Genomic DNA, 12,574 nt, shown 5'->3' with positions numbered 1-12,574 from the left:
GTTCCGGGCGTGTGTGTGGCCGCCGTCAGCGCGGGGGAGCGGTCGAGTTGCGCACCACGAGGGCGGATGAGGCAGCCACATGTTCCAGCGGAGCGTCCGGTCGCTCGATCCGCTGCATCAGCAGGCGAACGGCTTCGTGGCCTTGTTCCCTCGGGGACTGCCCGATCGTGGTGAGGGCGAACATGTCCGCGTGCTCGTGGTCGTCGATACCCACGACGCTGAGCTCGGTGGGTACGGCGATGCCCAGGCGGCGGGCGGCGATGATCGCCCCGATGGCGGCCTCGTCGCACACGCCCACGATCGCGGTCGGTCGGTTTCGCCGATCGCCGAGCAGCCCCGCCGCCGCGGTGTAGCCGCCGGGCATGGTCGGGGCCGTGCCCGCGACCCGGGCGTGCGAAGCGAGTCCCGCGGCGCTCAGCGCGTCGCGGTAGCCGTCGAGCCGTCGCGTGTCGCCGAAGCTCCGTCCCGTCGCGTCTGTCGGGCCGCCGACGAAGGCGATCTCGGTGTGGCCGAGCTCGATCAGATGCTCGGTCGCGATGCGTGCGGCCGCCGCATCATCGATCGAGACCGCGCTCGAGCCCTCGCCGTAAGGCCCGACGCTCACCAGCGGTCTTCCGGTGCGCTGCAGGCGCTCGAGCTCATGCGCGCTCGGCTGGATGCCGACGGCGATGATCCCGTCGAAACGACGGCCGGGCAGCACGTTCTCGAACAGCCGTTCCCTGGTCTGCGACCCTTCGGGCACCCCGTAGAGGGAGAGGTCGTAGTCGAGGGCGAACAGCGACTCCTGGATCCCGGCGAGGAGTTCGGCGAAGAACCAGCGGTCGACGGGCGGCATCACGATCCCGACCGTCTGCGTCCGCCCCGTCGCGAGACTCGTCGCGGAGGAGTGCGCGACGTAGGCGAGTTCGCGGGCGGCGACCTCGACGCGCGTCCGCGTCTCGTCCGAGACATAGCCCCGTCCGCTCAGGGCGCGGCTCGCTGTGGCCTTCGACACCCCGGCACGCGACGCGACATCCGCGATCGTGCTCATCGGTCCTCCTCGACCTGATCACGCGGTTTCGTGGGCGGCGGCGTAGCGCGCGCCGGGTGTCAGCGTAGCCCGTGGACGGGGAAAAAGGAACCGGTTCCAGGCCCGAGGTGAGGGAGCGCTCCCAAGCCCGGAGGTTCCGTGCGCCGAATGGTTGCGAGCTTGTGACCCTTGCGTGTTGTGCGGGGGCGCACAGGGACAGTAGGTTGGCCTGGAATCGGTTCCCTAACGATGCCGCGGGGTGGCGTCGCACCAGGAGGGAACCTGTACTCGAAGAGGAGAATTCACATGGCTCTGTCACAGCGTTCCCGGCGTTACGCGCCGATCGCCCTGCTGGGGGTCGCGGGCATCGCGCTCGCAGGCTGCGGCGCTCCCGGCGGTGCGCCGGGCACAGACGGTGGTGATGGTGGCGACGCCACTGTCACGATCTACGGCACGATCGTCGACTCGGAGGCGGAGCTCCTCCAGGAGTCCTGGAAGGACTGGGCCGACGAGAACGGCATCACCATCAAGTACGAGGGCAGCCAGGACTTCGAGACGCAGCTCGGTACCCGCGCACAGGGCGGGAACCCGCCGGACATCGCGATCTTCCCGCAGCCCGGTCTGTTCGCCGACTTCGCCAAGCGCGACTTCCTCAAGCCTGCTCCCGAAGAGGTCGAGAAGAACGCCAACGAGTACTGGACCGAGGACTGGGTGAACTACGGCACCGTCGACGGCACCTTCTACGGGGCGCCGCTGATGGCCAACGTCAAGGGCTGGATCTGGTACTCGCCGGCGAAGTTCGCGGAGTGGGGCGTCGAGGTTCCGAAGACGCTCGACGAGATGTCCGCGCTGACCGAGACGATCCAGACGGCGACCGGTACTCCCGCGTGGTGCGCCGGTTTCGAGTCCGGAACGGCGACCGGCTGGCCGGGAACGGACTGGGTCGAGGACTACGTGCTGCGTCAGTCCGGCCCGGACGTCTACGACCAGTGGGTCACCAACGACGTCAAGTTCACCGACCCGCAGATCAAGTCGGCGTTCGACTCCGTGGGTGAGATCCTGCTGAATCCGGCGAACGTGAACGCCGGTTTCGGTGACGTGCGCTCGATCAACTCGACCGCATTCGGTGATGTCGCTCCTGCTCTCGCTGCGGGCGACTGCGCACTGACCCACCAGGCATCGTTCCTCTCCGGCTTCTTCCCGGAGGGCACGGAGATCGCTGAGGACGGCGACATCTGGGCGTTCATGCTCCCGGGTGAGTCCGAGGGTGACACGGCCGTGACCGGTGCCGGTGAGATCGTCGGCGGGTTCAGCGACTCCGAGGCGACCCAGAAGGTGCTCGCGTACCTGTCCAGCCCCGAGTGGGCGAACAGCCGCGTCAGCCTCGGTGGCGTCACGTCCGCCAACAACGGACTCGACCCCGCGAACGCGAAGGACCCGATCCTCCAGGAGACCATCAAGATCCTGCAGGACCCGGACACGACCTTCCGCTTCGACGCGTCCGACCTGATGCCTGGTGCCGTCGGCGCCGGGACCTTCTGGAAGGGCATGGTCGCGTGGGTCAACGGCACCTCGACCGATGAGGTGCTCACGCAGATCGAGACCGGCTGGCCGAGCAGCTGATCCGGGGGAGGGGCCGTCCCGCACGGGGCGGCCCCTCAGCCCCCGCGGCGCGCACACCGACGTGCGCGCCGGTGATCCGGTCCGCGTGATGAAGGGGAATCCGTGAACGCGACTAATTTCTTCCGTTGGATCGGCTCGCTCCCGCCGGTCCTGCAGGCCGTCGCCGTGGTCATCGCTTTCGCGGTGGTCGTGGCGATCATCCTGCTCCTGGTGGACATCGCTCCGCGCAGGGGAAAGCTCTACACCTTCGTCCGATTGGCGATGTGCCTGCTCATCCCCCTCGTGGTGATGTTCTTCTTCAACTCCTATTACTGGGCGATGGGAGTGGCCGTCGCCGTCGGCGCTCTGTTCTTCTGGCTCGACTATCGCTCCCGCGATGGCGCGGGGTATCTGATCCAGCTCGTGGCCTTCATGGCTCCGGCGCTGCTGCTGCTGCTCGTCGGCCTCGTCCTGCCTTCGATCCAGACGATGTTCTCGTCGTTCATGAATTCCTCGGGCAAGGAGTTCGTCGGTCTGAACAACTACCTGTGGATCTTCACGCAGTCCGACGGCATCACGGCCGTGATCAACACGATCGTCTGGGTGCTCCTGGTGCCGACGGTCTCCACGATCGTCGGCCTCGCCTACGCCGTGTTCATCGACCGCACCCGAGGCGAGAAGATCTACAAGGTCCTGGTCTTCATGCCGATGGCGATCTCCTTCGTCGGGGCGAGCATCATCTGGCGCTTCATCTACGAGTACCGCGGGCCGCAGTACGAGCAGATCGGTCTCCTCAACCAGATCCTCGTGTGGCTCGGGGGCACGCCGCAGCAATGGCTGCTCAATGAGCCGTGGAACAATCTGTTCCTGATCGTCGTGCTCATCTGGGTGCAGACCGGTTTCGCGATGGTCGTGCTGTCGGCATCGATCAAGGGAGTGCCGGCGGAACTGCTGGAGGCGGCAGAGCTGGACGGCGCGAACGCCTGGCAGCGGTTCGTGTCGGTGACCGTCCCCGCGATCCGCCCCGCGCTCATCGTGGTCCTCACGACCATCTCGATCGCATCGCTGAAGGTGTTCGACATCGTGCGGACGATGACCGCCGGTAACTACGGCACCTCGACTCTCGCGAACGAGATGTACACGCAGTTCTCGAAGTTCGAGGCGGGACGCAGTGCCGCGCTCTCCGTCATCCTGTTCATCCTGGTGCTGCCGATCGTGATCTACAACGCACGCCAGATCAAGAAGCAGCGGGAGATCCGATGACCGACACCGTGAAGTCAGACGCCGCCCTCAGCACACGCGCGATCACCACCGGCGGCGGGTTCGAGGGCGCCGCAGGCCGCACTCGCAAGAAGCTGTCGCGGCCGTGGGCATCGGTGGCGTCCATCGTCATCGCGTTCCTGTGGACGATCCCGACGCTCGGACTGTTCATCTCGTCGTTCCGGCCGCGGGACCAGATCCAGACCACGGGATGGTGGACGTTCTTCGCCGATCCGCAGGTGACGATCGAGAACTACGTCGACGTGCTGCAGTCCGGCACGACGCAGCTCACGATCCTGGAGTCGTTCGTCAACTCGATCGCGATCACGATCCCGGCGACCATCGTGCCGCTGATGATCGCTTCCATGGCGGCCTACGCGTTCGCCTGGATCGACTTCAAGGGCCGCAACGCGCTGTTCATCTTCGTGTTCGCGCTGCAGATCGTGCCGATCCAGATGGCCCTGGTGCCGTTGCTGAGTTCGTTCTCCCGCGGGCTCAACCTCTTCGGGCTGCAGGTCACACTGCCGCTCGATGCGTCCCAGGGCTACGCGCAGGTGTGGATCGCGCACTCGATGTTCGCGCTTCCGCTGGCGATCTACCTGCTGCACAACTTCATGTCGGAGATCCCCGGCGAGATCATCGAGGCCGCACGCGTCGACGGTGCATCCCGCGGGCAGATCTTCTTCCGTGTGGTGCTTCCGCTGACGATGCCGGCGATCGCCTCGGTCGCGATCTTCCAGTTCCTGTGGGTCTGGAACGACCTGCTCGTGGCGCTGGTGTTCGCCGACGGAGCCGCGGCGCCGATCACGAAGCTGTTGGCCGAGATCACGGGCACGCGAGGAAACGACTGGTACCTGCTCACGGCAGGCGCCTTCGTCTCGATCATCGTGCCGCTGATCGTGTTCTTCGCCCTCCAGCGCTACTTCGTCCGAGGCCTGCTGGCCGGATCGACGAAGGGCTGACGCACTTCGGAAGACAGAGGGGCCTTTCGTGAGAACGGATGCCGCGGTCGGGAGAAACACAACCCCGCCCGCGGCATCCGCGCGTCTACCCTGAAGGCATGAAGTACGCAGACTCCATCGTCGACCTCGTCGGCGACACGCCCCTCGTGAAGCTCCGTCACGTCACCGAGGGCGTCGCGTGCACGGTCCTCGTGAAGCTCGAGTACCTGAACCCGGGCGGCTCGTCGAAGGATCGGATCGCCGCGCGGATCATCGACGCCGCCGAAGCCGCCGGCGACCTGAAGCCGGGCGGGACGATCGTCGAACCGACCAGCGGCAACACCGGTGTGGGTCTGGCACTCGTGGCCCAGCAGCGCGGCTATACCTGCGTGTTCGTGCTGCCCGACAAGGTGGGCGAGGACAAGATCGACGTGCTGCGCGCGTACGGGGCGGAGGTCGTGGTGACGCCGACCTCGGTCGCGCCCGACAGTCCGGAGTCGTATTACAGCGTGAGCGATCGGCTGGCGCGGGAGATCCCTGGCGCGTTCAAGCCGAACCAGTACGAGAACCCGAACGGCCCGCGCAGCCACTACGAGACCACGGGTCCGGAGATCTGGCGCGACACCGACGGCGGGGTCACGCACTTCGTCGCCGGGGTCGGCACGGGCGGCACGATCACGGGCACCGGTCGCTACCTGCGGGAGATCTCGGAGGGCCGGGTGCGGATCATCGGTGTCGACCCGGAGGGCAGCGTGTACAGCGGGGGTACCGGACGGCCGTACCTCGTCGAGGGCGTGGGGGAGGACATCTGGCCGGGCGCCTACGACCCCACCGTGCCGCACGAGATCGTCGCGGTGGGCGACGCCGATGCCTTCGCGATGACGCGGCGCCTCGCCCGCGAGGAGGGCATCCTCGTCGGCGGATCCAGCGGGATGGCGGTGGTCGGTGCGCTGCGCGTCGCACGGGACCTCCCGGCGGATGCCGTCATGGTCGTGCTGCTGCCCGACGGAGGCCGCGGCTACCTGGGCAAGATCTTCAACGACGGATGGATGCGCTCCTACGGGTTCAGCGATGTGGAGGACGGGGAGACCGTCGCCGACGTGCTCGCGGCACGTCCGCACAGACGGGGAGCGGCGATCCCGGACCTCGTGCACGCCCATCCGACCGACACCGTGCTCGAGGCGATCGGCATGATGACCGAGTACGACGTCTCGCAGTTGGTCGTGCTCAGCGCCGAGCCGCCCGTCATGATGGGCGAGGTGCTCGGCGCGGTCGACGAGAAGAGGCTGCTCGACCTGCTGTTCCGTGGCGAGGCGAACGCGACCGACGCCGTGGGGGAGCACGTGGGGGAGCGGCTTCCGCTCGTCGGCATCCACGCCTCGGTCGCACAGGCGCGGGCCGCGCTCGCCGAGGCCGACGCGCTGCTGGTGACGGAGGGCGGCAAGCCGCACACGGTGCTGACCCGCCAGGACCTGCTCGCGTACCTGTCCCGTTGACGTCTTCCGCGGAGCGGCGACCCGTGGCGTAACGGGACGTCCGCGGCTCCGGGCGCGGACGTAGGCTGAGGTCATGTCCGACCACGCCTTCGCCACCCGCGCCATCCACGCAGGACAAGCTGCCGACCCGACGACGGGGGCGATCATCCCGCCGATCTACCAGTCCTCCACGCACGTGCAGGACGGTATCGGCGGCTTCCGCGAGGGTTACGAGTACAACCGTGCGGGCAACCCCACGCGTTCCTCCCTCGAGACCCAGCTCGCGGCTCTCGAAGGCGGAGTGAGCGCGCTCTCCTTCGCCTCGGGGCTCGCGGCGGAGGACGCGCTGCTGCGGGGAATCCTGAAGCCCGGAGATCATGTCCTGCTCGGGAACGACGTGTACGGCGGCACCTACCGTCTGCTCACCCGGGTGCTGGCTCCCTGGGGTGTGGAGACGACGACGGTCGAGCTCTCGGACGTGGACCTGCTCCGTGCCGCGATCCGTCCGGAGACGAAGATCGTGTGGCTGGAGACGCCGAGCAACCCTCTGCTGAAGATCGTCGACATCGCCGTGATCACCGAGCTCGCGCACGCGGCCGGTGCGATCGTGGTCGTGGACAACACCTTCGCCTCTCCTGCGCTGCAGCAGCCCCTCGCGCTCGGTGCCGATCTGGTCGTGCACTCCACGACGAAGTACCTGGGCGGGCACTCCGATGTGCTCGGCGGTGCGGTCGTGTTCGGCGATGACCGCTACGTCGAGCAGGTCAAGTTCCAGCAGTTCGCCGTGGGCGCGGTGTCCGCGCCGATGGATGCGTGGCTGACGACCCGTGGCATCAAGACACTCGCGCTGCGCATGCGGCAGCATTCCGAGAACGCGCAGGCGATCGCGGAGTGGGCGGCGGCGAAGCCGGAGTTCTCGCAGGTGTACTTCCCGGGACTCGCCTCGCACCCCGGGCATGAGATCGCCGCCGCGCAGATGAGCGGTTTCGGCGGCATGCTGTCGCTCGGGCTCGCTGCCGGCGCCGACGCTGCCCGTGCCTTCGCCGAGAGCACCTCGGTGTTCCAGCTCGCCGAGTCGCTCGGCGGCGTGGAGTCGCTCATCGGCTATCCGTCGGACATGACGCATGCGTCGGTGCGCGGAACGGAGCTCGCCGTCCCGGAGAACGTCGTGCGGCTCTCCGTCGGCATCGAAGACCTCGGAGATCTGATCGCCGACCTGGACGAGGCGCTGGCGCGCGTGAGGCGCGTGCGGGAGCAATAACGTGCCTACGGGGTCGTCGCGAGGGACGTATTTGATCCCGCGACGGGGGAGATGGACGCGCTAGCATGGGGGCTTCCTGCGGCGAATCGATTCGATCCGCAAAAGCCCTGAACTCTGGAAGGACGTCGTGTCCGACGCGCCCCGCACTGACTCCATCCCCGTCGCCTCGTCGGAGCAGCAGTCCGAAGAGACTCCGCAGCCCGCGCGCACCGCGACCGGGAGCATCCGCACCTCCACGGCGACCGGAGCGATCCGCACCCTCGGCGCGAATCCCGCGACGGCGCCGATCATGCTGCACCCGGGAGATGCGATCTCCCTCGGCAGGCGGACGCTCTACATCGTCCTGCTCGGAGCTCTGACCGCGCTCGGTCCGTTCACGATCGACCTCTATCTCCCGGCCTTCCCGGTGCTGGAGGAGGACTTCCAGACCACGGCTGCCGCGATCCAGCTGACCCTGACCGGAACGATGATCGGCTTCGCCCTGGGTCAGCTCGTCGTCGGGCCCCTCAGCGACAAGGTCGGGCGCCGGGTGCCGCTGATCGTGGTCACCGCCCTGCACGTCCTCGCGAGCGTGGGGGCGGCCCTCGCGCCGGACCTCGGCCTGCTCAGCGCGGCTCGGGTGCTGATGGGGGTGGGAGCGGCCGCCGGTGGAGTGGTGGCCATGGCGATCGTGCGCGACCTGTTCGGCGGGCGGCGACTGGTCATCATGCTCTCGCGTCTCGCGCTGGTGTCGGGTGTCGCACCGGTCATCGCACCGTTGATCGGCTCCTGGTTGCTGACCCTGATGCCCTGGCGGGGGATCTTCGGCGTGCTCGCGGCCTACGGCGTCGTGATGCTGCTGTCCACGCTCCTGTTCATCCCGGAGACGCTTCCGGTCGCGCGTCGGCAGGGCGGCGGCGCCACGATGGCGCAGCGCTACCGCTCGGTGCTCTCTGATCGCGTCTTCCTCGGCGTGCTCGTGATCGGCGGCATGACCTTCTCCGGATTGTTCTCGTACCTCTCGGCGTCGCCGTTCCTCTTCCAGGTGACCCACGGGCTGGACGCCCAGCAGTACGGTCTGCTGTTCGCCGTGAACTCGCTCGGTGTCGTCGCCGGGGTGCAGACGGCCTCACGGCTCGCCGCCCGCTTCGGACCGCAGTGGGTCATGGCCTACTCGACCGCTGTGCTGCTCCTGGCGGGTGTCGCGATCATCGTCACCGACCAGCTCGGACTCGGGCTATGGGGCACGGTGATCCCGTTGTTCGTCTTCATGACGGCGTGCGGTTTCACGTTCCCCAACGTGCAGGTGCTGGCGCTCGACCGGCACGGCAAAGCTGCGGGGACGGCGGCATCCATCATCGGGGCGACGAACTTCGGAGTGGCGGGGCTCATCTCGCCGCTCGCGGGCTGGCTCTCGCACGACGCCGGGATCACGGCGACGACCATGGCCTCCGTGATGGTCGGTTGTGCGGCGATCGGTGTCCTGTCGCTGTGGTTCATCGTGCGTCCGCGCACCGTGGGGATGCTCACTCCCTGAGTGCCCAGGCATCGTCCGACAGAATAGGACGATGGACAGGCGGATGCTGCTGTGGTGGGGAGTGGGCCTCCTCGCGCTCGCAACGGCGCTCGGTGCGCTGGTCGTGTTCGCGTATCCGGAGACGCCGGGGTTCGACCGGTGGTGGAACGAGATGATCGCCGCAGCCCGTGCCGACGGCATGGTCGACTTCGCCCTCGTCCTGAACTGGATCGGCGGCGGCTGGGTGGCGATCTTCGCGGTGCCGCTGCTGACCATCATCGCTCTCGTGCTCGCTCGCCGATGGCGGGCTGCGGCGTTCGCCGCCCTCTGCTTCGCCGCGAGTGCCGGTGCGGTGCAACTGCTCAAGCTGCTCTTCGGGCGGGCCCGCCCCGACGACATGCTGGTGGTGAGCGACTACGGCTCCTTCCCCTCGGGCCACACGGCGAACGCCGCGACGATCGCGCTCGTGGTCTGGGTGCTGTTCCCGCGGGTCTGGACAGCGGTCCTCGGCGTGCTGTGGGTGCTCGCGATGGCACTCTCGCGCACCTTCCTGTCGGTGCACTGGGCCAGCGACACGCTCGGCGGCGCGCTCGTCGGCGCCGGGGTGGTCCTGGTCCTGGCCGCGTGGCTGCTCCCGTGGGTGCGGCAACCGAGGTCCGAGGTCGCGGCGCCGATAGGCTGAACGGGCCCGTCGTCCAGAGGAGTCCTTCGTGTCGCGCATCCGTCCCTACCGCCCCACCGACCGCGCCGCGCTGTACGAGATCTGCGTGAAGACGGCTGACGCCGGCGTCGATGCGACCGGGGTGCTCTCCGACGATGCGCTCTGGGGAGACCTGTTCGCGGTCCCCTACGCCGAGCGGCATCCGGACCTCTCCTGGGTGGTCGAGAGCGACGACGGGCGCACGATCGGCTACATCGTGGCGACCGACGACACCGACGCCTTCTACACCTGGTTCCGCGATGAGTGGTGGCCGACGCGTCAGGAGCGGTACCCCCGGCCGGCCGAGGTGGTCACCCGCGAGGATCGGATGGTCGACTACGGCTACAGTCGCGCGCCCGGCATCGAGCCGAATGCCGCAGACCACCCGGCCCACCTGCACATCGACCTTCTTCCGGAGACGCAGGGACAAGGGCTCGGCCGTGCCCTCATCGAGACCCTGTTCGCCGAGCTGACGCGTCGGGGCATCCAGGGTCTGCACTTGGGCATCGACCCGAACAACGCGGGGGCCGCCGCGTTCTACGAACGGCTCGGAATGACGCGACTCCCGGCGGAACCGGGCGGACAGACCTACGGCGTGCGCTTCGACGCCTGAACGCCGCATCCGGATGAACGCGAAAGAGCCCCCGCCGGCGCGGAGGCTCTTTCGCGCGTGGCGGTGACGGCGGGACTCCGGTGCTCACTGCACTCGCTCCTCCCCGAATCCCCGCATCCGGATTAACACGAAAGAGCCCCCGCTGGCGCGGAGGCTCTTTCATGTTTGGCGGTGACGGCGGGATTCGAACCCGCGGTTGCTTGCACAACACACGCTTTCCAAGCGTGCTCCTTCGGCCGCTCGGACACGTCACCAAGGAACAACCTGTCCATCCTATCCGATCGGCGGAGCGCGACGTGACAGAGCGCTGTGGCGACGCCCAGCATGCGATCCTGTCATGACCAATATGACGCGTATGGAATATATTGCTAGTTGTGTGAGTGCTCAATAGCCTCAGATGAGGACGGACCAACGCCGTACCGCATCCGACGCTACTGGGGGAGACCATGCGCGCCAGCTCGACCACGGCACGACCGGACAGTCACCGCACGGTGGCGGCCTTCGAGCAGTACGTGACCGCGGAGCGCGCGATTCCGGGGTGCGCGGTGTTCTTCCTCGAGTCCGCAGTGCACCTCGACGAGGTGCGGGCGCTCGCCGAACGCGACGATGTGATCTTCGTCCCTGCGGGGTCCCTCCCGAAAGTGGATCCTCGGGTCGTCCCGTTCGCCGGGGCGCTTCACGCGCCCGGCGACGAGATGAGCTTCGGCGGGCGCCACGCGTTCCAGCTGCAGGACTACCTCGCCGGTCGCTTCCGCTTCCACGGCGGGCTCACGGTCGTCCGACAAGGGTCTGCGGAAGGACTCGCTGCATTCCTCCGTGATGCCGACACGGCCCGGGCGACCGGCATCTTCGCCGAACGGCTCCTCGACGGTGCTCTGCTGCTGGATTCCGCCGCGTCGTTCACCCGCGCGTATCCGGTACCGGACTCTCTGGTGCGCGTGCACGTGACCGCGGACGGCGAGTACCGGGACGGCCCTGACGGACTCCTGCTCGGACGGGTGGGCGACGGGCGCGCAGACATCGAGGCCGTGGCCACCGAGAACGCCGGTCGTGGTCGAGCATTCGCGCGCATCGTGGACCCGCGGGTCCTCGAGGCGGATCTCGACGATCGGCCGTGGATCGAGTTGTACGTGTCGCTCGTGACGGCGAGTCGACGGGACCGCGTCTGATGCGCGACGCACACCGCGGGCCCGGGGCGGACCTGGTCGGAGCCCGGGCGCTCCGGGAGTGGATCACCGGGATGCCGGACCGGTACGCGCGGGTGTTCCTGGTCGAAAGCGGCGCGCAGGCGGATCGTGTCGCAGGCGCAGCAGGACGAGACGATGTGATTCTTCTGCCCGAGGGGAGCGGGCCCTGTGCCGGACCGGCCCGTGTCGTCCGGTACACCGGCGCGCTGCAGGACATCGGGGATGAGTTGTTCTTCGGTGAGCGCGGCGTCGAACTCCAGGACTACGTCGCTGCGGCATTCCTGCAGTTCACCGGGCCGACCGCTCTCAGCCTCTTCGACGCGGTCAGCTGGCAGGCTCTCCTCGACGATGCCGAGCTCGCGCGACGGACGGGCGTGTTTCCCTCGGCACTGATCGATCCGCGAGTCCTCCTGGCGGACCGCGGCGCACTCACGGAACCGGGCGAGCTCGCGACCCCGAGCGCGATCAGAGTGCGGGCGGACGGCGCCGTCAGCGTCGGGGTCCAGGGCGATCCCCTCGGAACCGTCGACGAGCTGCCCGCCGTGCTCGCCGTGCCGCGACCCCGGGCCGTGGCCTTGGGAGGATCGGTTCCTCGAGAGGCGTTCGTCGCCGATCGGACGTTGCGCGAGGGGACGACGCGATACCTCTGTGCGACGGACCTCGTGAAGATGCTCCGCCTGTCCAACGGCGAAGCCCGCATCTCGGGGTTCGGGTGGGCGCTCGTCGACGACGGCCTCGCGGATGCCGACCCTTGGGCCGCGGATCCGTTCCTGATCGAGACCGCGGACGGCTTCGTCCTCGCAGACACGCGGACGTTGCGTCGACAGCTGCTGTCCCCGGTGGCCGCGCAGGTGGTCGCCGTCACGCAGACGTCCACGACGCCGGAGGTCGCGGCGGAGCGCGTGGCTCGGCAGCTGGGCGGCTCCGTGGACGACGCGCGAGCCCTGTGCCTCGAGGCCGTCACCATCCTCAACATCCGCTTCGGTACCCGAGCGGGCCTCGCTCGCCCGGCGAACGGTATCCGGCGTTGA

The 12,574-nt window shown here is 68.3% G+C and carries 11 protein-coding genes and 1 tRNA gene; 10 read left to right on the top strand and 2 right to left on the bottom strand.

Annotated features, from left to right (window positions below; translation table 11 throughout):
* Positions 1 to 25: 25 nt before the first annotated feature.
* Positions 26 to 1,030, bottom strand: coding sequence for a LacI family DNA-binding transcriptional regulator (locus LRQ07_RS13360; RefSeq protein WP_232763570.1), 1,005 nt, complete (start codon positions 1,028 to 1,030; stop codon positions 26 to 28).
* A 285-nt stretch (positions 1,031 to 1,315) separates the two neighbouring features.
* On the opposite strand from LRQ07_RS13360, the gene LRQ07_RS13355 reads away from it, so the two are divergent.
* From LRQ07_RS13355 to LRQ07_RS13320, 8 genes are all read left to right on the top strand, one after another.
* Complete coding sequence (locus tag LRQ07_RS13355) at positions 1,316 to 2,632, top strand: ABC transporter substrate-binding protein (RefSeq protein WP_232763571.1); 1,317 nt, start codon at positions 1,316 to 1,318, stop codon at positions 2,630 to 2,632.
* A 102-nt stretch (positions 2,633 to 2,734) separates the two neighbouring features.
* A complete protein-coding gene (locus LRQ07_RS13350) occupies positions 2,735 to 3,874 on the top strand; it encodes a carbohydrate ABC transporter permease (RefSeq protein WP_256534890.1) in 1,140 nt (379 codons plus the stop codon).
* Complete coding sequence (locus LRQ07_RS13345; RefSeq protein ID WP_134352039.1) at positions 3,871 to 4,833, top strand: carbohydrate ABC transporter permease; 963 nt, start codon at positions 3,871 to 3,873, stop codon at positions 4,831 to 4,833. The genes LRQ07_RS13350 and LRQ07_RS13345 overlap by 4 nt, the downstream gene beginning before the upstream one ends.
* Positions 4,834 to 4,931: 98 nt before the next feature.
* Positions 4,932 to 6,308: a cystathionine beta-synthase gene (locus tag LRQ07_RS13340; RefSeq protein WP_256534888.1), complete on the top strand. Its 1,377-nt coding sequence runs from the start codon at positions 4,932 to 4,934 to the stop codon at positions 6,306 to 6,308.
* A 73-nt stretch (positions 6,309 to 6,381) separates the two neighbouring features.
* Positions 6,382 to 7,548: a cystathionine gamma-synthase gene (locus LRQ07_RS13335; RefSeq protein ID WP_153242749.1), complete on the top strand. Its 1,167-nt coding sequence runs from the start codon at positions 6,382 to 6,384 to the stop codon at positions 7,546 to 7,548.
* A 127-nt stretch (positions 7,549 to 7,675) separates the two neighbouring features.
* Entirely contained in the window at positions 7,676 to 9,064 is a 1,389-nt protein-coding gene (locus tag LRQ07_RS13330) for a multidrug effflux MFS transporter (protein ID WP_232763575.1), read from the top strand.
* 31 nt (positions 9,065 to 9,095) lie between these two features.
* Positions 9,096 to 9,725, top strand: a complete 630-nt coding sequence (locus LRQ07_RS13325) for a phosphatase PAP2 family protein (protein WP_232763576.1) — start codon at positions 9,096 to 9,098, stop codon at positions 9,723 to 9,725.
* A gap of 28 nt (positions 9,726 to 9,753) precedes the next feature.
* Entirely contained in the window at positions 9,754 to 10,356 is a 603-nt protein-coding gene (locus LRQ07_RS13320) for a GNAT family N-acetyltransferase (RefSeq protein WP_232763577.1), read from the top strand.
* A 166-nt stretch (positions 10,357 to 10,522) separates the two neighbouring features.
* Here LRQ07_RS13320 and LRQ07_RS13315 read toward each other — a convergent pair.
* Positions 10,523 to 10,610 (bottom strand) — tRNA-Ser (locus LRQ07_RS13315).
* A 192-nt stretch (positions 10,611 to 10,802) separates the two neighbouring features.
* Here LRQ07_RS13315 and LRQ07_RS13310 point away from each other — a divergent pair.
* Both LRQ07_RS13310 and mpaB read left to right on the top strand, forming a co-directional pair.
* Positions 10,803 to 11,525, top strand: a complete 723-nt coding sequence (locus LRQ07_RS13310; RefSeq protein WP_256534887.1) for a hypothetical protein — start codon at positions 10,803 to 10,805, stop codon at positions 11,523 to 11,525.
* On the top strand, positions 11,525 to 12,574 hold the full coding sequence (gene mpaB, locus LRQ07_RS13305) for a daptide biosynthesis RiPP recognition protein (protein WP_256534886.1): 1,050 nt from the start codon (positions 11,525 to 11,527) through the stop codon (positions 12,572 to 12,574). Before LRQ07_RS13310 ends, mpaB begins: the two co-directional genes overlap by 1 nt.

Source organism: Microbacterium sp. J1-1, from assembly GCF_024498615.1.
Lineage (GTDB): Bacteria > Actinomycetota > Actinomycetes > Actinomycetales > Microbacteriaceae > Microbacterium > Microbacterium aurugineum.
Note: the sequence above shows the minus strand (reverse complement) of the source record. Positions and strands in the feature narration are given on the sequence as shown.

What these genes read in the sequence shown, in the direction of transcription:
- LRQ07_RS13360 (WP_232763570.1), bottom strand. Translation starts at nt 1,030, where the DNA reads ATGAGCACGATCGCGGATGTCGCGTCGCGTGCCGGGGTGTCGAAGGCC.
- LRQ07_RS13355 (WP_232763571.1), top strand. Translation starts at nt 1,316, where the DNA reads ATGGCTCTGTCACAGCGTTCCCGGCGTTACGCGCCGATCGCCCTGCTG.
- LRQ07_RS13345 (WP_134352039.1), top strand. Translation starts at nt 3,871, where the DNA reads ATGACCGACACCGTGAAGTCAGACGCCGCCCTCAGCACACGCGCGATC.
- LRQ07_RS13340 (WP_256534888.1), top strand. Translation starts at nt 4,932, where the DNA reads ATGAAGTACGCAGACTCCATCGTCGACCTCGTCGGCGACACGCCCCTC.
- LRQ07_RS13335 (WP_153242749.1), top strand. Translation starts at nt 6,382, where the DNA reads ATGTCCGACCACGCCTTCGCCACCCGCGCCATCCACGCAGGACAAGCT.
- LRQ07_RS13325 (WP_232763576.1), top strand. Translation starts at nt 9,096, where the DNA reads ATGGACAGGCGGATGCTGCTGTGGTGGGGAGTGGGCCTCCTCGCGCTC.
- LRQ07_RS13310 (WP_256534887.1), top strand. Translation starts at nt 10,803, where the DNA reads ATGCGCGCCAGCTCGACCACGGCACGACCGGACAGTCACCGCACGGTG.
- mpaB (WP_256534886.1), top strand. Translation starts at nt 11,525, where the DNA reads ATGCGCGACGCACACCGCGGGCCCGGGGCGGACCTGGTCGGAGCCCGG.